This is a genomic window from Guyparkeria halopsychrophila (assembly GCF_044582135.1).
In the GTDB taxonomy this organism is placed as follows: domain Bacteria; phylum Pseudomonadota; class Gammaproteobacteria; order Halothiobacillales; family Halothiobacillaceae; genus Guyparkeria.
In genome coordinates, this window is the sequence record NZ_JBDODP010000007.1 from 76870 (window position 1) to 100570 (window position 23701).

Sequence of the window (23701 nt, forward strand, 5' to 3'; positions counted from 1 at the left end):
TCAGCCAGCCTCCCCGGATCGAGTGGAGTCGGCCACCACGGACGGCAGGTCCCCGGCGATCTGCCCGGCGGGCAGCTCTGGCAGGTTGTCCGGGCGGATGTTGAGCATGCGAAGCGCACCGCTCATCACCCGCTGAAACGCGGGGGCGGCGACATCACCGGCATAGACCTGGCCGGCACTGGGGCGGTGCAACACCACGACCAGGGCCAGCCGCGGATCACTCGCCGGGGCAACACCGGCAAAGACGGTGTTGTAGTCGGTACGGGAGTAGCCGCCCTCGTCGAGTCGGCGCACGGTGCCGGTCTTGCCGGCGACCTGGAAGCCGGTCACGGCGGCCTTGGGTGCCGTCCCGGTCGGCGAGACCACAGAACGCAACATGCCGACCACGCGGTCGGCCACCTCGGGCTTGTACACCGGCCGGCTCTGAGGTGGGTCGTCAAGACGTAACAGGCTGGGCGCCACGAACTGACCGCCATTGGCCAGGGCGACATAGGCCGAGGTGAGTTGCAACGGCGTGACCGCCAGGCCATAGCCGTAGCTGTGGGCGGCCGTGTCCGCCACCCGCCAGTCGCGCCACAGGCTGAGTGAGCCGGAGGCCTCGCCCGGGAAGCCCACCCCGGTGACCTGTCCGAAGCCCAGTCCACGATAGCTGTCCCAGATGGCCTGGGCCCCGATATCCTCGGCCAGCATGCTCGCACCGACGTTGCTGGACTTCTCCAGCAGGCCGGTCATGTCCAGCGTGCCGTAATTACGGTGATCGTGGATGGTAAAGCCACCCACCCGACGGTAGCCGGGGGCGGTATCGACGGTATCGGACGGCTGCCAACGGCCGCTGGCCAGCGCGGCGGCCATGGTAAAGGGCTTGACCGCCGATCCCGGTTCGAACTGGTCGACGATCGCGTGGTTACGGGTAAGCGACGGATCGATCGTGGCGCGGTTGTTCGGATTGAACGACGGCGCACTGGCCATGGCCAGCACCTCGCCGGTGGCCACGTTCATCAGGGTGGCCGAACCGGCCAGCGCCTCGTGCTCCTCGACCGCACGCGACAGCTCACGATAGGCGAGGTATTGCAGCCGCCGATCGATGGACAGCGCGAGATCCTGACCCGGCCGCGCGGCCTGGACCACGCCCAGGTCGACAATCTCGCGACCATCGCCATCCTTGAGGATGCGCCGCTTGCCCGGCGTGCCGGCAAGCAGCTGATCAAAACTCAGTTCGATGCCGGCCAGGCCCTCGTCGTCGATGTTGGCAAAGCCGAGCAGCGGTGCGGTGACATCCGCGGTCGGGTAGAAACGCTTGTACTCGCGCTTGAGGCCCACGCCCGGCAACTTGGCCGCGCGCACCGTCTCGGCCAGACTCGGGCGCACCTGGCGAGCGACGTAGAGGAAGCGACGCGAGCCGTATTCGCGCACCCGATGCTGCAACTCGGCGGCAGGCTGGTCGAGCATTGCCGCCAGCCGATTGACCGCCTCGGGGTGGGCGCCGATCACCTTGGGGTCAATCCAGACCGCGTGCATGGCCACGCTGATCGCCAGCGGCTCGCCGTGGCGATCGGTGATCATGCCGCGATGGGCCGCGATGGTCTGGACGCGCTGCTGGCGATCCCCACCCTGCTCGGCATAGAAATCCCGTTCGGTCACCTGCAACTGTACCGCCCGGCCGAGCAGCATCACGGCCGCGAATGCGAACACCATCAGCACGATGCCCGCACGCCAGCGCACGCCCAGCCAGGCGGCCCAATGGGTAATGAATGCCCAGGCCGCGTTCATCGGAACACCACCGTGATCTGATCTTCCGCCGGCGGACGCATGCCGAGTTCCTCGGTCGCGATACGTTCGATCCGCCCCTGGGCGGTCAACGTGCCCTCTTCAAGCTGCAGCTCGGCGTAGGTGCCTTCGAGACGCTCGATACCGTCCCGCGCGACAGCAATCTGCTGGGTCAGGCGCCGATCCTCGGCCACCAGCACCACCACCGCGAGCGCGCTCGCGACGACCAGCACCAGCAAAAAGAGGTTAATGGCTCTCATGACGCCCGCTCCGCAACCCGCATGATTGCGCTGCGTGCACGCGGATTCCTGGCGGTTTCCTCGCGGCCGGCCCGAACGGCCTTGCCGAGCTTCTTGAGCGCCACCTCGCCGACCGGATTGCCGAAGAAATCCTTGCCGGCGGTGCTGTGATCGCGGATGAAACGCTTGACGATGCGATCCTCGAGCGAATGGAAGCTGATCACGACCAACCGACCACCCGGCGCGAGGTGTTCGAGCGCCTGCTCGAGGGCCTGGGTGATCTCGTCGAGTTCCTTGTTGATATAAAGCCGGATGGCCTGAAACGTGCGGGTGGCCGGATGCTTGTTGGGATCGCGCCTCGGAATGGCGTCGACGACGCAATCGACCAGATCGGTCGTGCGGGTCAGCGGCGCCTGTTCGCGCCGGGCGACGATGCCGGCCGCAATCCGACGAGCGAAACGTTCCTCGCCGAGGCGAAACAGCACGTCGCGGATTTCCTCTTCCTCGGCGACCGCCAGCCAGTCGGCGGCGGACGGCCCGTGGCTCTGGTCCATGCGCATGTCCAGCGGGCCGTCGAAGCGGAACGAAAAACCGCGTTCGGCCTGATCGAGCTGCGGGGAGGACACGCCCAGATCGAACATCACGCCATCCACCGGCTGGTCGATGCCATGCTCGGCCAGGGCCTCGCCCCAACCGGAAAAGGAGGCCCGGATAAACGAAAAGCGCGCATCCTCGTCGGCCAGTCGGGCCGCGCTCTCCGCCGCCTCGGCATCGCGATCGAAACCGATCAGCTGGCCGTTCGCGGACAGTTTCGTCAGGATGGCGCGGCTGTGACCGCCGCGACCGAAGGTGCCATCCACGTACGTGCCGGCCGGATCGGTGACCAGGGACTCGATCGCCTCGTCGCGCAGCACGGTGTCGTGGCTGGTATCGACGGTCATAGCGACAGGGTCTCCAAGGCCGTGGGCAATTGGTCGTCCTCGTCCGACTGGTCGAGGAACTCCTCGGTCATCTGATTCCAGAGTGTCTGCGACCAGAGCTCGAGCTTCTTGCCCTGCCCGACGAGCACGGCCGGCTTTTCCAGCTTCGCGTGGGCGCGCAGCGCGGGGGGGATGACGATGCGACCGGCCGAGTCGAACTCCACCTGGGTGGCGTGACCGATCAGCATCCGCTTGATGCGGTTGGCGGTCTTGTTGAAGGACGGCAGGGCGTCGATCTGTTTCTCGATTTCCAGCCAGGTCGCCAGCGGGTAGATAAGGAGGCAGTGTTCCTGGGTATCGATAGTGAGGATCAGCTGGTTCTCATCCTGCGCAAACGCCTCCCGGTGACGCGTGGGCATGGCCAGGCGACCTTTGGAGTCGAGATTCAGGTTGGTGATGCCTCGGAACACTTTTTCCCACTTTTTCCCACTTTTCTACACCTGTGCGCACTATAGCCCCAGCCAACAGGGCTATCAAGCAAATGGCGGTGTTTTTCTTTTGACCACAAGGAGTTAGCCAACAAAGGGGAGCAAGGCCACCCCCTGTTTCCAGATAAAAACAGGGGGTTACCACGCATAGGTAATAAAGCGCACGAGGATGCATGGGGCCGCATCCCGGCGCACCGAAGTGCCGGTGGGGGAAAGCGGGAAGAAAACGATCTGCCTGGGGCGCTCGGGGAAAAGCGATCAGGACGAGTGGCGATGCGGCGAAGCCGCATCCGCCGGCGGGAACGGGGCCGTTCCGCCGGTACACACAAAATGGGGTGGAGTCAGCCGGTAAGCCGGGTTCTGTCGTGGATTGCCATTCATCTGGGCGCGACGTCACCGTCGCGCTCGAGCAGCCTACCCGGGAACAGCGCGGGCCACGCCATTGTTCCCCTATTTGGCCTTGCTCCCGGTGGGGTTTACCTTGCCACGACGTGTTACCACGCGTGCGGTGCGCTCTTACCGCACCCTTTCACCCTTACCTGTGCCACCTTGCGGCGGCCATCGGCGGTCTACTCTCTGCTGCACTTTCCGTCGGCTCGCGCCGCCCAGGCGTTACCTGGCACCGTGCCCTATGGAGCCCGGACTTTCCTCGACGCCCCGAGGGACGCCGCGACAATCTAGCCAACTCCGGCGGCGGAGTATAAAGAAACCGCAGGCGGTGTCGAGGCGAGTGTCATCCCAACGCCGTCATCCACGGGGAGTCGGGTAGAATTCGAACCCCGCCATCGATCCGATCACACCCTTGCCTCGAGCCTGAACCATGCCCGAATCGTTCCCCGCGCGTCTCGATACCCTGCGCGCCCAAATGACCGAACCTGCCGCCCGTGCCGTGGACTGCGATCAGGCCGCGAGCGTGATCGACTGGTACTACGAACAGGCCTGGCAGACCGATCGCATCGATCGCGACGAACTGCCGTGGCTGCTCGACTGGATGCGCCACTGCCACGACCCACGTCGATTCGAGATCGGGGACGGCCTGGCCGTGACCCTGATCGGCGAGGGCCGACTCCAGGAAGCCAGCGACCTGGCCGAGGGGTTGCTAAGCGAGGCCTGGGATGCGGGATTGACGCATACCCTGGCCCTCGCCCTCGCCGCGCGGGGCGACGTGGCCGGGGCGATCACCCGGCTTCGCGATCTGGTCGATCACCCTCAATTCGCGGCCCTGCCGCCGGAAATCGCGACCCAGGCTCACCTCGACCTGGCCACCCTGCTCCGCCGTCAAGGCAGCCTGTTCAAGGCGATCCGTCCCCTGACCCAGGCGGTGGAAACCGCCGCACGCTGCGACGATCTAGCCTGGCTGGAGCAGGCCGCCGACATGCTGATCGAACAACTGGTGGAACAGGGCGGCGCCGAGGAGGCCGTGGAGATTCTCTCCCCCTACCTCTCGCCCGGGCTCGACGACCACCGCCTGGGCCTTTGGCAGCGGGTCCTCAACCGACTCGGCAACCAACTCGACCCGGACCTGCGCGAGCGCGGCATGGCTCTGATGGTCCGCGCCGGCGACTACCGCACGGCACTCAACCGGCTCGTCGACCAGGCCGGCAACGACCCCCAACAACTGCTGTTGGCGTTCACGGCCGCCCTGTCGCTGCACGCCCCCGCCGAAGTCACCTGCCCGCTGGCCGCGCGACTGCTGGCGAGCGATTCGGCCCGTCAAGGCGAAAGCGCACCACTCATTGCCGCCGCCTCGGTAGCCGTCGCCGAAAGCCACGACGACAAAAGCCAGGCCCAGGCGAAATGGCACCGTGACGGCGTGGTCCAGCTAATCAGCGTGGCAAAACACCACGGCATCCTCGAAGAGGAAGTACGCGAATGGGCCGAGAAGGAAGGGCTTTATCACGAACACGGCGTGATCGAACGCGCCACCCAGCACTGCCTCGACAATATCGACCGACCGCCCGAATGGCTCATTAGCCATATCAAGCAAGCAGGCTAATCGGAGCGCATATAAAAAGGCCCTGCCGTTTGGCAGGGCCTGTTCTTTTCGACCGACTCATCGATCAATTCGCAACACTCCGATCAAACACCGGGGCCGGTGATTCAGATGCGGAAGTCCTCGAGCTTCTTGCCCTTATTGAGCTCATCGACCAGCCAGTTGGGGCGCTTGCCGCGCCCCGACCAGGTCTGCGACGGGTTGGCCGGGTTCATGTACTTGGCCGGCAACTTCTTGCCTGCCTGCTTGCTGCCCTTTTCGAGGCCGAAGATGTCGGCCACGCTGGTATTGAGCTCGCTGGCCAGTGCCTCGGCCTCGCGGCGCAACTCCATGACGCGCTGCTTGCTGCGCTCGCGCAGGGCCTGCTCGGCATCATTGACCAGTTTCTTCAGTTCGTCGGCGGAAAGGTTTTTTACGTCAAATTGACTCATCTGGATAGGTACCCCTGAAAAATTAACGGGCGGAATGGGATTCACTCGAATCGGCATTCTTTCCGGAGAAAACCGCGCTTTCCATGGCCCGGCCCAATACCTCGGGAATCTAGCCCATTAAAACAAACAGGTCAACGCCTACCGAGTCATAACACCGACCAAGTCATCAACACATTCCCGCAAAAGCTGACGACTACCCGAAAGATCGCCTCGAAATCGTTTCTGCATCGAAAACACGGAAAACGGCCTGCCACTCGTTTTCTGTCCTGACAACGACTGCACGACAAAATGAATGAAGGGGCGCTCCCACCCGATAGCAAAAAGGGGTCGCGAAGCGACCCCTTTTCAAAAGAGACTGTCTGTCTTATCCCAGTGTCACCCGGCCGGCCATGTCGGACTGCGATGCCAGCCGCGCGACGACGGCAGGTCGCGAATGGGATCAACCACCGCACGCCCCTCCCCTGACGATTAACGTGCGCTCAGGCAAAGAGATCGAGAACCAAGCGCCCCTGGGCCCATTCCTCTTCGCCAGGTCCGTCCGCTCCGTCGCCGGCGCCCAACTCCATTTGGCCGCCCTGGGAGCCGTCACCGGACTGGCTACCGGCACCACCCTGATCATCGGCATCGGCCAACTGCTGACCGAAATCGCTTTCCTGACCCAGGCCGACCTCGACCTCGCTATTGGCCAGCCCGGCCTCCTGCAACCACTCCTTCAGCCGCGGCAGCTGCTGCTCGAGCAGGCCCTGGGCGGTGGCGTTGGTCGCTGTCAGGGCGATGCGGGTCTCGTCTCCCTGGGTCTCGATGGCGATCTTCAGTGGCCCCAGATCCGCGGGGCGCAACTCGATACTGGCCTTGGAGACTCCCTTGCCGACCATCCATTGGATCTGCTGGCCCAGTTGCGCCGGCATCTGTGGATTGGGCGTCCCGGCTGCGGCCTGTCCGGTGAAGACCCCGCCGGCGGGGCTGCCACCGGACAACATCGACGCGGGGTTCCCCCCCAGGCCGGTCGAGTTGGCCTGGCTGCTGCCCGAGGCAAGCTCCGCCTCGGCGCGTCCCTGATGACCTTCCAGACCATTGAGCGCCGACCAGCGGGTCAAAGACGCTCGCTCACGCTCCATCGGGACCGACTCGCGACCGCTCAGCCCCAGCGCGGCACTTACCGGCCCACCGGACCAGTCGCCATCACGGGCCGCTTCACCGCCGGCCCCACCGCCCAGCCGGGTCGACTCGCTCCCACCGGCCGCCCGGCGTCCATTCTCGGCAAAGCGCCAGCCCCCGTCCCATGCTGACTGGCCCTCACCGCGAGGGCTCGTCATGCCCTGGGCGACTCGGGCCTCGCTAGCCGCGGCCGACTCGGCACGACGCAAGGCGTTTCCCAGCGCCTGCAACTGTCCCAGCAGGCCCGGCGCCATTGATTCGCCCTCGGACCGGGCGTCGGCCAATCCCTCACGCAGGCTGGCCAGGCGCTCCATCAATCCCTCCAGCGCCGCTGCCGGTTGCGAGTCGGCGCTGTCGATCGACTGCCTAAACCGGGCGAGGGCATCCGCCAGTTCCTTCACCTGGTCACCCAGCCCGCCCATGAGGCCATCCGGCATGCCACCGGCAGCGGCCGACGGGTTCCGAGCCAAACCACCGGCGGAGCCGTCGCCCCCAAACCAATCGGCGCCCGGGCCATTACCCAGACCATTACCTGAACCATCAGGCTGGCCCAGCGACCCACTCTCTCCCGACGCGCTGTTCAGGCGGGCGCCCCGGCCATCGAGCAAGGCGGCCAACTCGTCCAGTGCCGACTGGATTTCGGGCCCGCTACGCATTGCGGCGTTCTCGCCTGGCTGGGTCGCACCCGCCGACCGACCGGCAAGCGCCTCGCGCAACTGCGCCAATTGATCGGCCAAGCCCGCGAGCGCCTGATCGAAATCATTGCTACCGCCAATACCTTGACCGGCCGCGGGCCCGCTCTCCGACGACAGGGAGGCACTGCGTGGCGAGCCGCCCTCGCCATCCAACTTGAGGCGCCCCTGCGCCGAGGCCATCAGACGCGCGAACTCCTCGCGCCCGCCACTGCTCAACCCGGCCGCCAAGCGACCGGCCTTGCCGTCGGCACTGCCCAGCAGGCGACCGAGCGCCTCGATCGTTGTCTTGCCTTCACCAATCTGACTCATTGCATTCCCCCTGTTCCGCCACCGTGCGCGGCCTTGGCCGCCCCGTGCTGATCCATCACCTGTTGCTCGGCCCGGGCGTCGCGCCGGCGGATCGAGTCACGATATCGCTGGCTGAGCCGATCGACGGATTCGTTGCGCACATGCGCGTCACGGGCATCATTCGCCCGCTTACTCAGTTGCTCTTCCAGGTCGAGGACCACCTTGCGTTGATGCTCGATGGTGTCCTCGATCCGGGCCATGAACTGACGGTAATTCTGCAGCGCGAAGGCCCGGTTACGTCCCTCGGCGGCGAATCCCAGATTGTTGGTGTATTCGGTGAAATAACCTTCCAGGTCGGCCAGGCGCTGGCGTTGCGCGTCGAGCTCACGCTGTGCCTCGCGGCGGCGACGACTGGCCAGGTCGGCCTGGTGACCCATCACCCGACCGGCATTGCCCAGAGACTTGAGTCGCTGTGTGTCACTCATTCTCGGCTACCCCACGTCAATCGGAATGCAACAGGTCGACCAACGCCTCGATGCTCGAGGCCATGTCCGCCGGCTCGTCCATGGGCTGCGACAGGAACGCTTCGAGGTCGGGCTGGATGTCGATCACCCGGTCGAGCCGCGCGTCCTGACCACGGCGATAGGCACCCACGGCGATCAGGTCACGGTTTTCACGGTAAGTGGCCGCCAACTCCTTGAATCGCCTCATCAAGGATAGATGATCCGGGTCAACCAGCTTGGGCATCAGTCGGGAAATGGAGGCCTCGACATCGATCGCCGGGAAGCGCCCACGCTCGGCCACCTCGCGTGACAACACGATGTGACCGTCCAATATCGCGCGGGCGGCATCGGCGACCGGATCGTTGAGATCGTCCCCCTCGACCAACACGGTATAGAAGGCCGTCAGGCTTCCCTGGCGGCTTTCACTGTTGCCGGCCCGCTCGACCAGCCTGGGCAGGTGGGCGAACACCGAGGGCGGATACCCCTTGGTCGCCGGCGGCTCGCCAATCGCCAGACCGATCTCCCGCTGCGCCTGGGCGTAGCGGGTGAGCGAGTCCATCAGCAGCAGTACGTCGAAGCCCTGATCGCGAAAATGCTCGGCGATCGAGCTGGCCAGATTCGCCCCGTGCAGGCGCATCAACGCGGAACTGTCTGCCGGGGCTGCCACAACGACCGCGCGTTGGCGTGCCTCGTCATCAAGAATTTCATGGACGAACTCCGCGACCTCGCGGCCCCGTTCGCCGACCAGGCCGACCACGATGATCTGTGCACGGGTGTAACGGGTCATCATGCCGAGCAACACGCTCTTGCCCACGCCCGAGCCGGCAAAGATGCCCATGCGCTGACCGCGGCCGACCGTCATCAGGGCGTTGATCGCCCGTACGCCCACATCCAGCGGTTCGGTGATCTCGCGACGTTTCAGGGGGTTGATCGATCGACCATGCAGATTGACCGACGAATCGCCGGTCAGCCGCTCGCCGTCGTCGATCGGACGACCACGGGCATCGAGCACCCGGCCGAGCAGTTGTTCGCCCATCGGTACGCGGCTGGCCGTTCCGAGGTTCTTCACCCGGCAGCCCGGGCCCACGCCCTGGGTGGTCTCCAATGGCATCAGGTAGGTCGCCTCCTCGGCGAAACCGACCACCTCCGCCTCGAAGCGCCTCCCTTGCGGGTCGGTCACCTCGCATTGATCCCCGATCAGCGCCGACAGCCCGCGCGCCTCCAGCGCCAGCCCGACCACCCGGACGATCCGCCCCTCGGAGGCCGCCGCCGGGGCGTCCACCCGCGCGGTCGTGCCCATCAGGCGTCTGGCCCAGTTCAGCGAGATATCGGCGCTGGGATCACGCAGTCCGGGATCGGTCATCGCGGCGCTCCTCCGACTGGGGCTCATCGGCCTGCGACGCCTCCTCGGCGTCAGGGACTGGATCGGCGGCCGGGCCATCCGTCCCGGCCGCCTCCGTTTCGATGGATTGCTCCGCCGGCTCGGCGGCCTCATCAGACCGATCCGTTCCCGACGTCGTCGCGGCGGCCTCGGGAACCGGCTGGTCCGGGCCGGGATAGACCCGACCGATCAGGTGATCGAGCGTGGCCGCCCAGCGATTGGCCAGACTGGCATCCACGCGGGCATCGCCCGATTCCACAATCACGCCACCGGCACTGACCGTCGGATCGGGCCGCAGATCGAGTGTCTCAAAGCGCGGATCCTCAATCAGCTCGCGCAGCGCCGCCTGGTCATCAGGCGAGCAACGCAGGGTCACCGTTCGCACGGACACCGGCAGGGCCGCGAGCGCCTCGCGGGCGATCGACGGCAGTCCGCTGTTGTCGGCCTGGACCTCGCGGGCCACCATGACGCGCGCGATCTGGGTTGCCAGCGCCGTGAGCTGCTCGGTGACCTCGTCGTCGAGCAGGGCCAGCGGCCGCTCCAGATGCGACAGCCAGCCACGCAGGCGATTCTCGACGCTTTCGATCTGCTCCCGGGCGGCGGCCATTCCTTCCTGATAGCCGGCATCGCGACCTTTCTGCAGGCCCGCCTCGTAACCGCGCTTTTCGGCCTCGGCACGCGCCTCGGCATGCTCCTCGGCCGTGGCCGGGTCGGGCTCGTCGGGGGTTTCCTCGGCCGGCGGGTTGCTGAAATCCGGCAGCTCCCAGGCCCCGACCAGATCCTGCCAGTCGGAGGCTTCCAGGGGCCGGGTGAGGGCCGGCGCGACGTCAGATGAACTCATCGCCACCACCGCCACCCAGGGCTATCTTGCCTTCATCGGAGAGTTGACGGGCAACCTGCAGGACTTCCTTCTGCGCGGCCTCCACGTCGGCCAGGCGAGTCGGGCCGAGGGTTTCGAGATCGTCGCGCATCATCTCGGCGGCGCGACGCGACATGTTGCCGAAGATCTTTTCCTTGAGCTCGGAATCGGCGCCCTTCATCGCCAGCAGAAGCTTGTCGGCCGGGACCTCGCGCAGCAGCACCTGCAGGCTGCGGTCCTCGACTTCGACCAGGTTGGCGAAGACGAACATCAGGTCCTCGATCTGGACGCCCAGTTCCTCGTCGGTCTCCTTGACGCGCCCCATCAACTCCTCTTCCACGTTGGATTCGAGGAAGTTCATGATGCCGGCGGCGATCTTCACGCCGCCGACCTTGGAGGACTTGCCGCCCTGGGTGCCAGAAGCCTGACGCTCCATGATGTCGTCGAGTTCCTCGAGGGCCTGCGGTGAAACCCCCTCGAGGTGAGCGATGCGCAGGACGATGTCGGTACGGGTGTTCTCCGGCAACATCTGCAGGATCTCGGCGGCCTGGTCGCTTTCCAGGTGTGAGAGCACGATCGCGATGATCTGGGGATGCTCGTAGCGGATGATCTCGGCGATCGACCGCGCGTCCATCCACTTGAGAAATTCCAGATTACGCCGGTTGCCCTGCGACGAGATCCGTTCGAGCAGGCCAGCGGCCTTGTCCTCGCCCAACGCTCGAGTCAACACGTTGCGGATGTAGTCGTCCGACCCCAAGGCAAGACCGGTCTGGTTTTCCAAATCGTCGGAGAACTCGTCGAGTGCCGCCTGGATCTGCGGGCGGGTGACGTTCTTCAGGACCGCCATGGCCTGGCCGATCTTCTGCACCTCGCGCGGGTCGAGCTGCCCGAAGATTTGCGCGGCAGACTCCTCACCCAGCGCCATCATCAGAATGGCCGCCTTTTCCGGCCCTTTGAGGCCGATGAGGGGGGTTTCCTTCGGGAAATTCGCTTCGGGTGCCTGGGCCATGGGAAATCAGTGCTCCTCGTGGGTCCACTGCTTGATGACAGCAGCGACCGCCTTGGGATCGTGGTTGACGCTCTTGCGCAGCTGGCGCAGCTTGTCGGTGTAGCTCGCGTTGCCGATCAGCTCGGGCACGTTGGAGAGATCGTCCTCGTCGTATCCCTCTTCCTCGGTCTGCGCCCGACGCTCGTCCGGGTACTGGGTCGGCATAGTGTACTGCGGCCCCTGTTGTCCGGACTGATCGGTCAGCTCGCTCGACGTGGCCACGCGCTCACGACGACTCTCGGCGAGCATCTTCAGCAACGGCCGGGCGACCAACAGGAACACCAGCAGCATGGCCAGGCCAATGCCGGCATTCTTCAAGGTGGACCAGAACCAGCCCTGCTCCCACATCGGCGTGGTAACCGGCTCGATGTCCTGGTCGACGAACGCGAAGGTACTCAATGTGACCTGATCGCCACGAGCCTCGTCGATGCCGACGGACTGGGCCACCAGCGCACGCATCTGTTCCAGACGCTCGGTGCGGGCCTGGGCCGCGGCCTCGGCGGCCGCCTGGTCCTCGGCATCGGCCGCCGCCCCGCCGGCAGTGGCGTTCTCGTCGAGCAAGACGGCGACGCTGAGCTTTTCGATCTGCCCACTGGCGAACTGGATGTGCTCGATATTGCGATCGACGTTGTAGTTGCGCGTCTCGTTGCGATCGCTATCGATCGGGGTCTGCACCAGGGTCTGGAATTCCTCGACGGTCAGGTCCTGCGGCGCGGCCAAGCCACCGTCGCCGCCCCCCGGATTGACCTCACCACCGCCCGGCGGCTGGTTGGCTATCGCGCCCGGAACCCCGACGACGCCTTCGCCACGGCCCAGCGAGCGAACGGTCTCGTTGAGCTGCTCACTGAGCAGGACGCCTTCACCGGGGCCATACGTCTGGCTGGTGCCTTCGCGACGGGAGAAATCGATATCCGCGGACACCTGGGCCCGGACGCGATCCGACCCGACGATCGGTGCGAGCAGTGACTCGATCCGTCGCGCGTAGGCCTGTTCAAGATTCTGACGGTATTGGAACTGGCGGCTGGTCAGTCCCATGCCGGCGGCATCGTCGCCCTCGTTGGTCAGCAGGTTGCCGCCTTGATCGACCACGCTGACGTTCTCGGGGGAAAGATCGTTGACGCTGGAGGCGACCAGGTGAACGATACCGTTGACCTGCCCCCGACCCAGGCTGCTGCCGCCCTTGATATCGACCACGACCGACGCGGTCGGCGTCTTTCGATCGCGCACGAATACCGATTTCTCGGGCTGGGCCAGGTGCACGCGGGCGGCGCGGATCGCGCCGATCGTCTGGATCGAGCGGGCCAGCTCGGTTTCGATTGCACGCCGGTAACGCGCCTGCTCAATAAATTGACTGGTGCCGAGCGACTGGTCCTGGTTGAGCATCTCCAGCCCGACGCCATCGCCGCCCGGCAGGCCCTGCTGGGCCATCAGCATGCGAACCTCGGGCAGGCGATCGGTGCCCACCATCACCGTGCCATCGTTCGCCAACTCGTAGGGCTCGCCCGCGGCCTTGAGCGCGTCGACCACTTCGGCGGAGGACTGGGCATCCAGCGACTGGTACAGGGGCACCATCGACTTGCCGCTCCCCCAGAAGAAGAAGCCGACCATGAACGAGATCACCGCCGCCAACGCGATCAGCAGCAACAGCTGACGGAAACTTGACGACTGCGTGAACGCATCCATTTGCCGGATCCAGCGCGGGCTTTCGCCGCTGCCGGTCGGGGTGGTGGTGATAGCAGAACCTTGGGCCATGACGTGGTGTCCGAATCAGGAGAAAGCGGGTGACGGAATAAAACGAGGCATTACAACGGCATGTTCATGACCTTTTCATAGGCCTGAACCAGTCGATTGCGCACCTGGAGGGTTGCCTCGAAGGCCACGGAGGATCGTTGCGAAGCGAGCATGACCTCGGTGAGCGTCACCTGATCGTCACCCGCCTGCAGGCGGTTCTTGAGATCACCGGTGGTCTGCTGCGCCTCGTTGACCTGCCCGACCGCCTGGGTCAGCGCGTCGGCGAAATTGCTGCGCTCGACTTCATTGACGCCCTGCGCAGCCGGATTGATGGCCTCCGGGCGCTGGGTGGCCGCGGTGCGCAGTTGCTGCATCTGGGAAAGGATCTGATCGACTGACATGTCGTTGCCGCTCATGGACCCACCTCGTTGACTGTCGCGGATTGACTTGCGTCAGTCTCTAGCAGGACACGTGCCAGTTCAGGCAAAGGCGGGTAATCAACCGATCTGGTACTTCCGCATCTTCTCGACCAGGGTGGTTCGACGGATACCCAGCAACCGGGCGGCCCGGGCAACCACCGCCTCGGCCTGTGTCAACGCCGCCTGGATCCAGGCCTGCTCGATCGCCTCGAGCTGTGCCTTCAGCGAGATGCCTTCCTCCGGTAGCGTCAGATCGCAGTCTTCGACCTCCTCCGGGGTCAGCGGCAATCGCGGACCAAGGTTCTCGGTCAGCGACCAGATGCTGCGCGGGTCAGGATCAAGTCGTTCGGCTGTCGGGTGATCCGTGACCGGCGACGCCCTGCGGTCGGACTCGGACTCGGGCACCGACGGGCTGAGATGCTGCAGGTGCGCGGGGAGATCGGCGACCCGCGCCGGACGGTCCGCCGCGAGGATGCCCATCCGTTCGAGCACGTTGGCCAGCTCACGCACATTGCCGGGCCAGTCGTGTTGCTTGAGCACCGAGATCACGGCCTCGGTCAGGGTTGGCGCCGGGCGCCCGTCGCGGTGCAGACGCTCGATCAGTGCCGAGGCGATCTCCGGCAGATCGTCGCGCAGGGCGCGCAACGGCTGCGTCTGGATGGGGAAGACGTTGAGACGGTAATAGAGATCCTGGCGGAACTTGCCCTCGTCGACCATCGAGAGCAAATCACGGTGCGTCTCCGCCACGATGCGCACGTCGGCATCGAACGAGGCACTGCCGCCGACGCGCTCGAACTTGCGCTCCTGCAGCACCCGCAGGATCTTGACCTGCATGGAGAACGGCATGTCACCGATCTCGTCGAGAAAGATGGTGCCGCCCTGCGCCAGTTCGAAACGTCCCTTGCGCTGGGTGATCGCACCGGTGAAGGCCCCCTTCTCGTGACCGAACAGCTCCGATTCGAGCAACTCGCCGGGAATGGCCCCGCAGTTGACCGGCACGAAGGGCTTGTCGGCCCGCTCGGAGAGCATGTGGATCATCCGTGCGACCACTTCCTTGCCGGTGCCGGTTTCGCCCAGGATCAGCACGGTGGCATCCGTCGGGGCGACCTGGGCAACCTCGTGACGCACGTCCTCGAGTGCCGGGCTGTTGCCGATGAGGCCACGATTTTCATGACGCAGTCGCTCACCGCGCCAGCGGCTCTTCATCGGCGCGAGCACGGCCTGCAGCGTGTCCAGTGGCACCGGCCAGGGCAACTGGGCCAACGGCGGAACGGGCGGGGTGCCGTCAAGCTGGCCCAGCACCACCCACGGGGACTGGCTGCTGGAATTGGCCGCCTCGACCGCGCCATCGGCGGCGAATGTCAGGCGGCACAACGGCTCATCGGGCACGGACTGCGGCGAACCAGTGCAGGTATGGAAACCGAGCAGCGTCAATTGCTCGTTGAGTAACGACGCCTCGGGCGCCTTGCTGTCGATCCAGCAAAGGGGTTGAGGCAGCGGCATGCTCTTCTCCTGGGTGCTCGGCGGTCGATCGCCGCCGATTCTTGTTGTTTTTTATTTATCTTTCCGAGCAAACTGTTGCGCTCCTGCGCTCACCGCCCGGCAGGAACCAGGGCGCGCTGGACAGCAGAGGAGCAGGAAAGTTCACAAGGAATCAAAAGTTCACACGAAATTAGCGTGAGCCTCGCGACATGTCAAAACATTGTCACTCGCAGGGAAATCCCGTGAGATCCCCTGTGGCTTGTGAGCGACACTGGGCCGTCCTACCATCGGCAAGCACCCCCGCTTACCCACCCGGCCACTGTCCGCGACCGGAGACCGCATGAAGATTCTCAAGGTCGAACAACCCGGCCAGACGACCACCACCGGGCCGGTCCTCCGCCTGGAGACGGGTCAGCGTCTAGCGGCCATTTCGCTGTCGGACGCACGCCCCGGGGAGCGCGCCATGCTGTCGGTGGCCGGCGGGCAGCTTCAGGTCACCACGCAGCACCCGTTGAAAGCAGGCCAGGCCATCGACCTGGTGGTCACTCGGCTCGGCGAGCAGGTCCATTTGCGCCCGCTTGCCCCCCCGCCCGACCCTCGCCAACTCGACCAGGCACAATTGACCCGCAACCTGCTCCAGGCCCTCGCTCGCCTGCCTCCCAGTGGCGCGACTGGCACGGCCGCCCCGCAGGCCGGAGCCCCACCGGCCGTCACCGGCATGGGGACGCCGCCACCCGCCGTCCCGCCCGGCGCGGGCACCGGTACGGGTAATGCGACGGGCAACGCGGGCGCTCCTACTCGGGCCCCCGGCGGCTCGTTGGCGACCAATGGCCAGAACGCGATGCCGCCCGCTCAATCAACCCAGCCGGCAAACCCGCCGGGCACGCATCGCCAGACGGGCGCGTCTCAGCCATCAATCCCGGCCTCGGTGTTACAGGCGGCCCAGTCGAGTGGCACGGCAGGGTCCACGGAATCGGTGATGCGCGCCGCGCTCGCCCGGGCGAGCACATCGGCAAGCCAGCCGATGACCCAGGCGAACACCCCGACCTCAGGGCAGGCCGCGCCAACGGCACCAGCGCAGACCATTCCCCCGGGACTCAACGGGCTGTTGCCACTGCTCTCGGCACTGCGCGAGCCGCGGCTCATCCAGGGGCTGGTCGCCGGCTGGCTGGCCACGCCGGCCAATCCCGCCAAACAACCCAACCCGCTTGCCGGCGTGGGCGGGCCCATGCCGGCGCCCGGCGGCCAGGGACAAGGATTCATGGAAACCCCGCTGGGCACCATGCTCCAACAAGCCGCCCGCAGCCTGCGCAGCCAGCCAGATCTGGCCCCGCGCGACCCGGCCACTCGACAGGCCACGCTCGAATTCATGCAGCGGCTCGGCGAGCAGGTCGAGCGCAGCCAGCTTGCCACCGCCCTCTCCCAGGGGGCGGCGGGCGCGGCGGCGGGCGCGCAGACCGGGCCCAACCAGCCCACCTGGCTGCTGGAAATCCCGATGCAACTGGCCAACGAGGCACATACACTGCGGCTGTCGATTCGGGAGGAAGATGACTCGGGCGAGGCACAAAGCGGTGGCGGTCGCTGGCGCATCGATCTGGCGATGGAGTGGCCGCGGCTCGGACCCCTGCATGCCGCCCTGGTCATGCGGGGAGAACGAATTGATGTCGATCTCTTCGCCGACCAACCGGAGACGGTGAGCGTACTGGAGACCACGCGGCCCACATTGGCCCGTGGATTGGCCGATGCCGGATTCACCCCCGGGCGCCTGGCCGCACATCCCGGCCCACCACCGGTCAGCGCGCAGGCCCGGCTCGAACCCGACACCGCCTCGGCCGCCGGCGATTCCGCCCCGCAGGGCTTTTTGAGCGAGCAGGCATGAGCGACCCAGGCAAAAGTGGCACAGGCAAGCAGCGTCGCCCAACCAACGGTCCACGCCGAGCGATTGCCCTGTCCTACGACGGCACGGACGTGCCCCAGGTGGTGGCCACCGGCCAGGACGAACTGGCCCGCCGCATCATCGAGGTGGCACGGGAATCCGGGGTGCCGGCCGTCGAAGACCCGATGCTCGCCCGTGCGCTGGCCGAGATCGACCTGGGCGACCACATCCCCGAAGCGCTGTTCCGCGCCGTGGCCGAGGTCTTGAGTTATGCGCTCTACGTCAACGACCGGCACGAGGACGTGCTACGCCGCGCCCGTGAACAGGGCGACGAGAACGACCGCTGATCGGCGTTCGGAACGCCGGGATCACGGATGGACCGCCGCTGACTCTGACAAGTTGTCAGACACGAAAAAACCCGCCATCTCAGGCGGGTTTTTTCGACGCTATGGTGGGGTGACTGATGGGATTCGAACCCACGACCACCGGAATCACAATCCGGGGCTCTACCAACTGAGCTACAGTCACCATCGAAGGGCTTTCACCGTTCGTGCAGGTGCGCTTATGGCGCGCCAGGCAGGACTCGAACCCGCAACCCTCGGCTTAGAAGGCCGATGCTCTATCCGGTTGAGCTACAGGCGCAAGTTTCGGCTAATTTACTGGTCGGAGTGGAGGGATTCGAACCCCCGACCACCTGGTCCCAAACCAGGTGCGCTACCAGGCTGCGCTACACTCCGTTCGCCGTCATCGCGCAAACGCGCCTCGCCCGCCGGTAGCGGTTCGACCCGTGCCGGTGACGAAGGTGCGCCATGATAGGCATCGACCGGGGCCAAGTCAATCGCCCCGCGCGGCACACTCGACGGTCAATGGCGGCCCGCGCGAATCAGGCCGCCCAGCCCGCGATCGTCCAGCGCCTGATTGAGCAGGGTGCGGATCTCCGCCGGCCGTTCGCAATGCATCGCCCGTTCCAGCAACGCTTGCGCGTCCGTATGCGAGAAACTGCGAATCACCCACTTGATGCGCGGCAACGAGCCGGCGCTCATCGACAGTGAGTGGATCCCAAAACCCAGGAGCAAAATGGCGCCGAGCGGATCGCCGGACAACTCGCCGCAGACGGCGACCTCGCATTTCTGGCGTACGCCGGCGGCACAGACATCGCGAATCGCGGCGAGCACCGCCGGGTGCAGGGCATCGTAACGCGAGGCGACGCGCTCGTTGTTGCGATCGATCGCCAGCAGGTACTGGGTAAGATCGTTGGTGCCGATGGAGAGAAAGTCACAGCGACTGGCCAACGCATCGGCTTGGTAGACCGCCGAGGGCACCTCGATCATTACCCCGATCTTCGGCCGCTGGATCTCGCCGATCTCCTCGGACACCTCATCGAATGCCTGCGCGATGTAGGCCAGCGACTGGTCGAGCTCCTCGACCGCCGAGATCATCGGCAGGAGGATATGCAGGTTGTTCAGCCCCGCCGAGGCCTTGAGCATCGCGCGGATCTGGGTGAGGAAGATCTCGGGGTGGTCGAGCACCAGCCGGATGCCCCGCCAGCCGAGAAACGGGTTGTCCTCGCGGATGGGGAAATACGACAGCGGCTTGTCGCCACCCACGTCGAGCGTACGCAGCACCACGGGCTTGCCGGCAAAGGTCTCGAGCGCCTCGCGGTAGATATGGGCCTGCTCCTCCTCGCCGGGGAACTGCTTGCGAATCTGGAACGGCACCTCGGTGCGGTACAGGCCGATGCCCTCGGCGCCGACGGTCAGCGAGGGCGCCATGTCCGAGAGCAGGCCGATATTGACGTGCATGGCGACACGCACGCCATCGGAGGTCAGCGCCGGCTCGTCACGCAGGGCGGCAAGCTCTTCGGTCAGCTCGGCCTCCTCGCGGGCCAGCCGCCGCATCTCCTCGCGCAGCGAGCCGCGCGGGCGCACCACGACTAGGCCGCGGTACCCGTCGACCACCACTTCCTTGTTGCGCAGCCGCGAGATCGGCAGGTCGGAGACGCCCATCGCCGCCGGCACGCCCAGCGCACGCGCCAGAATCGCGAGATGGGAGGAGCCCGAGCCGGTCGACGAGACGATACCCACCAGGCGCTCGGTGGGCACCTCGGCCAGATGCGAGGCGGACAGGTCGTTGCCGACCAGCACGATCTGATCGGGCCACTCGGTCGGCCCGGCGCTCTCGGCATGCAGCTTCTGCAACACCCGGCTGCCCAGGTCGCGGATGTCCTGGGCGCGCTCACGCAGATACGAATCGCTCATCTGCTCGAACACGGCGGCGTGCTCGGCGATCGCATCGCGCAACGCCGCCCCCGCCCACTGGCCGGCACGGATATGCTGCTCGATCGCCTCGACCAGCGAGCCACCCGACAGCATGCGGATGTAGGCATCGAACAGCAGGTTCTCCTCTTCACTGCCAGATGCCCGCGCGAAATCGATCTTGAGCTGCTCGAATTCCTGGCGGACGGCCTCGATGGCGCTGTCGAGCACGGCCAGCTCGTGGTCGATGTCCTCGACATCACGATCCTCGACCATCTCCAGCGACTGGCCGTCGGCCACCACCACCGCGGTACCGAACACCACGCCGGGCGACCCCGGCAGACCGCGCGCCGAGAAGGCCGAGTCAAAGCCGCCGGGTTCGTTGCCGGTGCGCATCAGCTCGCCGCTCGCGCGGGCATGGCGAATGGCCGAGGCCAGCTGGGTCGCCAGGGTGACGACGAAGGATTCCTGATCGTCGGAAAACCGGCGCCGCTCGCGGGCCTGCACGACGAGCACGCCCAGCACGTCCCCGCGATGGATGATCGGCACGCCGAGGAACCCGTGATAGGGCTCCTCGCCGATATCGGTTACGAACTTGAAGGCCGGATGCAGCGCGGCATCCTCGAGGTTGATCACTTCGGCGCGGCGCGCGACTAACCCGACCATCCCCTCGTCGAGGGCGAGCGACACCTGCCCCACCATCGCCTTGTTCAACCCCTCGGTGGCCTGCAGCACCAGGCTGGGTTCGACCGCCTCTGCCTCATCGCCGCCCAGGACGTAGACCGAGCAGACCGAGACATGGAGCGCCGACTGCACCCGCCGGGCGATCAGGTCGAGCGCGGCCCGCAGGTCGGCGGACTTGGAGACCTCGGTGACGATCTGGCGGAGTTCATCGAGCATCGCGATTCCCCGTCGTGGCCAAATCGGCCGAGGAGTCGCGTCCGCCGCGCCGCTCGAGTTGCTCGGGCAGGCAGTCGTCCGGGCATTCGGGGGGCACGCCCTCGATGAAGGGCGCAAGCTGGTGCAACGCTTGGAAATAGACGGTGCGCTTGAAGTAGATCACTTCGGGCAAGATCGACCAGAAGGGACGCCATTCCCAGCCGTCGAATTCCGGCTTGTGGGTGGCATTGAGATCGAAGGCGCTCTCGTCGGTGCGCAGGCGCAGGAGAAACCATTTCTGCTTCTGACCGATGCAGACGGGTTGGACGTGACGCCGGACCATGTTGCGCGGCAACCGGTAACGCAGCCAGCCGCGGGTCCAGCCCATCACCGAGACATGCTCGGGCAGCAGCCCCACCTCTTCGTGGAGCTCGCGATACATGGCCTCCAGCGGCCGCTCCTCGACATTGATGCCACCTTGGGGAAACTGCCAGGAACGATGCCCGACCCGTTTGCCCCAGAAGACCTCGCCTCGCTGGTTGCACACGATGATGCCGACATTGGGTCGAAAGCCGCTACGGTCAATCACGATTCCACTCTTGCAAAAGGTCAGTCGCCTGAAATGGCGGGACGTCGCGCCCCGCAGGGGTAAACCACCACGACGGCACCCGGCCGTGGGTGGTCACCCAAGTGTCATTGATTCTTTCACAAAACCCGGGGGCGATAAACCGACGCCGCCAACCGGCTGGCGAACCACGGCGGGAATGACCCACCTCCTTGGCTTTCCGGCGTGCTCCGCCATCGATACGCCCGTCCGAAGACGGGGATGATTGCTCGTCGACAACCGGCAATACGGGGGACCGGACAAGCCGCGAAGCCCTCTCGGGCAGGCCGCCGGGCACAGAGAAGAATCGCGCAGCCAGGCCGGCATTTCCCCGGGCCGCGATCCGGCGATGTTTGGGGTATCATGCGCGCCCGTCGACCCGGCACCGGCCGGGACCCCACGCGACCATGATGGCAGGCAAACCGCGCCCTGCCGGCAGGAGGCCCTTCGTGAAACTCGCCATCTTCGACCTCGACAACACCTTGCTCGCCGGTGACTCCGATCACGCTTGGGGCGCCTTCATGACCGACCACGGCATTGTCGACGCCGACGATTACGCCCGGCACAACGACGAGTTCCTGCGCCATTACCAGCAGGGCACGCTCGATATCCACGCCTACCTGCGCTTCGCGCTCGCGCCCCTGGCCGAGCACCCGGCCGAGGACCTGGAGGCGTGGCGTGCCGAGTTCATCGAGAACGACATCCGGCCGCTGATCACTCAGGCGGCGCGCGAGCTGGTCGAATCCCACCGCCGCCAGGGCCACACCCTGATGCTGATCACGGCGACGAACGCCTTCGTCACCGGACCGATCGCCGCCCTGCTGGAAATCCCGCACCTGCTGGCGACTGAGCCCGAGCGGCGCGCCGGTCGTTACACCGGCCGATACACCGGCACGCCGACCTTCCAGCACGGCAAGATCCTGGCGTTGGAGGAATGGCTCGAGGCGCAGCAGGTGCGTCCGGAGGAGACCTGGTTCTATTCCGACTCGCGCAACGACCTGCCACTGCTCGAGCAGGTCGATCACCCGATCGCGGTCGACCCGGACCCGGTGCTGCGCCGCGAGGCCGTGGCGCGTGGCTGGAAGATCCTGGCACTGAACACCGTCGAGGAAACGGCGGGATAGAATAAGGTCACGGAACACGCCAGCGGCGCATCCCGCAACGGCGTTAAGCCGATGGCAGGGTGACGCCGCGCTGTCCCTGGTACTTGCCGCCGCGATCCCGGTACGAGGTCTCGCAGACTTCGTCGGACTCGAGGAACAGCATCTGTGCCACGCCCTCGTTGGCGTAGATCTTCGCCGGGATGGGCGTGGTGTTGGAGAACTCGAGCGTCACATGTCCCTCCCACTCCGGCTCGAGCGGGGTGACGTTGACGATGATGCCGCAGCGGGCATAGGTCGACTTGCCCAGGCAGATGGTCAGCACATTGCGCGGGATGCGGAAGTACTCGACCGTGGTCGCCAGGGCAAACGAGTTCGGCGGGATAATGCAGACATCCGCATGCACGTCGACGAAGCTGCGCTCGTCGAAGGCCTTCGGGTCGACGATAGTGGTATTGATGTTGGTGAACACCTTGAAATGGGTCGAACAGCGCACATCGTAGCCGTAGCTCGAGGTGCCGTAGGACACCATGGGCACATCGTTGCCCTCGCTGTCCTTGCTGCTGCGAACCTGTCCCGGCTCAAACGGCTCGATCATGCCGTGCTCCTCGGCCATTTGGCGGATCCAGCGATCGGACTTGATACTCATTCGGTCTTCCCGTTGCAAAGGCGGCGCCGCCGGGCGATCCTGCGGCAAAGCGCGTATGCTTGCCACAAATCAGCGGGTTGTCAACCGACCCCACCTCGTTGGCCGGCAAGCAACTTTTTCGACGCGCGCCGGTCTGTCTAGGGAAGGTCTGCACGAATTGCCATTTCACTCTGAACAAGGGATTTTTCGAGACATGCACGGCACTTTCCTCAACGTCCCACGCTTCACCCTCTCGGCCATGAACTCACGCCTCGCCGCCCTGCTCACGGCGTTGGTGGCCGCCCTGCTCCTGGGTGGTTGCGCCAGCAACCCACCGAGCGAGGGCTCGACAACAGGTGACGCAAGTCAGTCCCAGTCCGAGGAAGGCTACGACCAGTACGAGACCACCCAGGAGGCAGTCGATTTCCTGGGCGGCTCGGCCGAGGGCATCGCCCGGATGATCGACCGGGCCTTTGCCGATTACGGCCGCCCCAACGCCATCATCAAGGGTGAGGAAGGCGGTGGCGCGATCATCGTGGGCGTGCGCTACGGCTTGGGCGAATTCATGGCGAAGGCCGGCGAGAAGCAGACCATCTACTGGCAAGGGCCATCGGTTGGCTGGGACTTCGGCGGCGATGCCGGACGGGTATTCATGCTGGTCTACAACCTGCCGCGTCCCGATCTGATCTTCCAGCGGTTCGCGGGCGTCAATGGCTCGGCGTTCGTCGTCGGCGGCGTGGGCATGCAGTACCTGCGCAGCCAGTCGATCGTGGTCGCACCGATTCGCGTCGGCGTCGGTCTGCGGCTGGGCGCCGGCGTGGGTTACACGCAATTCACGCAGGACAAATCCTACAACCCGTTCTGACCCGCAGGACTCGCTGCGATCTTCGACGCCGGTCTCCCCAGAGGCCGGCGTTTTTCGTGCGGGATCGCGTGCACTCTTGCACCGCCCCCGGG

The 23701-nt window shown here is 65.8% G+C and carries 21 protein-coding genes, 3 tRNA genes and 1 other RNA gene; 5 read left to right on the forward strand and 20 right to left on the reverse strand.

The window, feature by feature from the left end:
* The 5 genes from ABGV18_RS04665 to rnpB form a co-directional block, all read right to left on the reverse strand.
* Positions 1-1770, reverse strand: coding sequence for a penicillin-binding transpeptidase domain-containing protein (locus tag ABGV18_RS04665; protein WP_396585027.1), 1770 nt, complete (start codon positions 1768-1770; stop codon positions 1-3).
* On the reverse strand, positions 1767-2027 hold the full coding sequence (gene ftsL / locus ABGV18_RS04670; protein WP_396585028.1) for a cell division protein FtsL: 261 nt from the start codon (positions 2025-2027) through the stop codon (positions 1767-1769). Before ftsL ends, ABGV18_RS04665 begins: the two co-directional genes overlap by 4 nt.
* A complete protein-coding gene (gene rsmH / locus ABGV18_RS04675) occupies positions 2024-2947 on the reverse strand; it encodes a 16S rRNA (cytosine(1402)-N(4))-methyltransferase RsmH (protein ID WP_396585029.1) in 924 nt (307 codons plus the stop codon). The genes ftsL and rsmH overlap by 4 nt, the downstream gene beginning before the upstream one ends.
* On the reverse strand, positions 2944-3396 hold the full coding sequence (mraZ, locus tag ABGV18_RS04680; RefSeq protein WP_396585030.1) for a division/cell wall cluster transcriptional repressor MraZ: 453 nt from the start codon (positions 3394-3396) through the stop codon (positions 2944-2946). The genes rsmH and mraZ overlap by 4 nt, the downstream gene beginning before the upstream one ends.
* A 351-nt stretch (positions 3397-3747) precedes the next feature.
* Positions 3748-4103, reverse strand: an RNA gene (gene rnpB, locus ABGV18_RS04685) — RNase P RNA component class A.
* Between the two features lie 131 nt (positions 4104-4234).
* Between rnpB and ABGV18_RS04690 the strand changes: the two genes are divergently transcribed.
* The gene (locus ABGV18_RS04690) at positions 4235-5410 is read left to right on the forward strand and encodes a hypothetical protein (protein WP_396585031.1); all 1176 of its coding nucleotides are present in this window, start codon (positions 4235-4237) and stop codon (positions 5408-5410) included.
* A 104-nt stretch (positions 5411-5514) separates the two neighbouring features.
* Here ABGV18_RS04690 and ABGV18_RS04695 read toward each other — a convergent pair whose 3' ends face one another.
* From ABGV18_RS04695 to ABGV18_RS04735, 9 genes are all read right to left on the reverse strand, one after another.
* A complete protein-coding gene (locus ABGV18_RS04695; RefSeq protein WP_396581219.1) occupies positions 5515-5838 on the reverse strand; it encodes an H-NS histone family protein in 324 nt (107 codons plus the stop codon).
* 479 nt (positions 5839-6317) lie between these two features.
* Complete coding sequence (locus ABGV18_RS04700; protein ID WP_396585032.1) at positions 6318-8000, reverse strand: flagellar hook-length control protein FliK; 1683 nt, start codon at positions 7998-8000, stop codon at positions 6318-6320.
* On the reverse strand, positions 7997-8464 hold the full coding sequence (locus ABGV18_RS04705; RefSeq protein ID WP_396585033.1) for a flagellar FliJ family protein: 468 nt from the start codon (positions 8462-8464) through the stop codon (positions 7997-7999). Before ABGV18_RS04705 ends, ABGV18_RS04700 begins: the two co-directional genes overlap by 4 nt.
* Positions 8465-8480: 16 nt before the next feature.
* Positions 8481-9845, reverse strand: coding sequence for a flagellar protein export ATPase FliI (gene fliI / locus ABGV18_RS04710; RefSeq protein ID WP_396585034.1), 1365 nt, complete (start codon positions 9843-9845; stop codon positions 8481-8483).
* The gene (locus ABGV18_RS04715) at positions 9823-10704 is read right to left on the reverse strand and encodes a FliH/SctL family protein (protein ID WP_396585035.1); all 882 of its coding nucleotides are present in this window, start codon (positions 10702-10704) and stop codon (positions 9823-9825) included. Before ABGV18_RS04715 ends, fliI begins: the two co-directional genes overlap by 23 nt.
* The gene (gene fliG, locus ABGV18_RS04720; protein WP_396585036.1) at positions 10691-11731 is read right to left on the reverse strand and encodes a flagellar motor switch protein FliG; all 1041 of its coding nucleotides are present in this window, start codon (positions 11729-11731) and stop codon (positions 10691-10693) included. The genes ABGV18_RS04715 and fliG overlap by 14 nt, the downstream gene beginning before the upstream one ends.
* A gap of 6 nt (positions 11732-11737) precedes the next feature.
* Positions 11738-13522 (reverse strand): flagellar basal-body MS-ring/collar protein FliF, encoded by a 1785-nt coding sequence (fliF, locus tag ABGV18_RS04725; RefSeq protein WP_396585037.1) that lies wholly within the window; start codon positions 13520-13522, stop codon positions 11738-11740.
* Between the two features lie 50 nt (positions 13523-13572).
* The gene (gene fliE, locus ABGV18_RS04730) at positions 13573-13917 is read right to left on the reverse strand and encodes a flagellar hook-basal body complex protein FliE (protein ID WP_396585038.1); all 345 of its coding nucleotides are present in this window, start codon (positions 13915-13917) and stop codon (positions 13573-13575) included.
* 81 nt (positions 13918-13998) lie between these two features.
* Entirely contained in the window at positions 13999-15423 is a 1425-nt protein-coding gene (locus tag ABGV18_RS04735) for a sigma 54-interacting transcriptional regulator (RefSeq protein ID WP_396585039.1), read from the reverse strand.
* Positions 15424-15742: 319 nt separating this feature from the next.
* On the opposite strand from ABGV18_RS04735, the gene fliK reads away from it, so the two are divergent.
* Together fliK and ABGV18_RS04745 are read left to right on the forward strand one after the other, a co-directional pair.
* Positions 15743-17281 carry a flagellar hook-length control protein FliK gene (gene fliK / locus ABGV18_RS04740; RefSeq protein ID WP_396585040.1) on the forward strand — a complete coding sequence of 513 codons (1539 nt, stop codon included), beginning with the start codon at positions 15743-15745 and terminating at the stop codon, positions 17279-17281.
* A complete protein-coding gene (locus ABGV18_RS04745; RefSeq protein ID WP_396585041.1) occupies positions 17278-17625 on the forward strand; it encodes an EscU/YscU/HrcU family type III secretion system export apparatus switch protein in 348 nt (115 codons plus the stop codon). Before fliK ends, ABGV18_RS04745 begins: the two co-directional genes overlap by 4 nt.
* A gap of 105 nt (positions 17626-17730) precedes the next feature.
* On the opposite strand, the gene ABGV18_RS04750 is transcribed toward ABGV18_RS04745, so the two are convergent.
* The 5 genes from ABGV18_RS04750 to ABGV18_RS04770 all read right to left on the reverse strand — a co-directional run bounded on the left by ABGV18_RS04750 (position 17731) and on the right by ABGV18_RS04770 (position 21001).
* Positions 17731-17806: transfer RNA gene (locus ABGV18_RS04750), tRNA-His, on the reverse strand.
* A gap of 37 nt (positions 17807-17843) precedes the next feature.
* A tRNA-Arg gene (locus ABGV18_RS04755) sits at positions 17844-17920 on the reverse strand.
* Between the two features lie 18 nt (positions 17921-17938).
* Positions 17939-18015, reverse strand: a tRNA-Pro gene (locus ABGV18_RS04760).
* Positions 18016-18141: 126 nt separating this feature from the next.
* Positions 18142-20433 carry a phosphoenolpyruvate--protein phosphotransferase gene (gene ptsP, locus ABGV18_RS04765; protein ID WP_396585042.1) on the reverse strand — a complete coding sequence of 764 codons (2292 nt, stop codon included), beginning with the start codon at positions 20431-20433 and terminating at the stop codon, positions 18142-18144.
* Complete coding sequence (locus tag ABGV18_RS04770) at positions 20423-21001, reverse strand: RNA pyrophosphohydrolase (protein WP_396581230.1); 579 nt, start codon at positions 20999-21001, stop codon at positions 20423-20425. Before ABGV18_RS04770 ends, ptsP begins: the two co-directional genes overlap by 11 nt.
* Positions 21002-21465: 464 nt before the next feature.
* On the opposite strand from ABGV18_RS04770, the gene ABGV18_RS04775 reads away from it, so the two are divergent.
* Positions 21466-22140, forward strand: coding sequence for a histidinol-phosphatase (locus tag ABGV18_RS04775; RefSeq protein WP_396585043.1), 675 nt, complete (start codon positions 21466-21468; stop codon positions 22138-22140).
* Positions 22141-22183: 43 nt separating this feature from the next.
* Here ABGV18_RS04775 and dcd read toward each other — a convergent pair whose 3' ends face one another.
* Entirely contained in the window at positions 22184-22765 is a 582-nt protein-coding gene (dcd, locus tag ABGV18_RS04780; RefSeq protein WP_396581232.1) for a dCTP deaminase, read from the reverse strand.
* A 193-nt stretch (positions 22766-22958) separates the two neighbouring features.
* Here dcd and ABGV18_RS04785 point away from each other — a divergent pair, with 193 nt between their 5' ends.
* Positions 22959-23609 (forward strand): DUF1134 domain-containing protein, encoded by a 651-nt coding sequence (locus tag ABGV18_RS04785; RefSeq protein ID WP_396581233.1) that lies wholly within the window; start codon positions 22959-22961, stop codon positions 23607-23609.
* Positions 23610-23701: the final 92 nt, after the last annotated feature.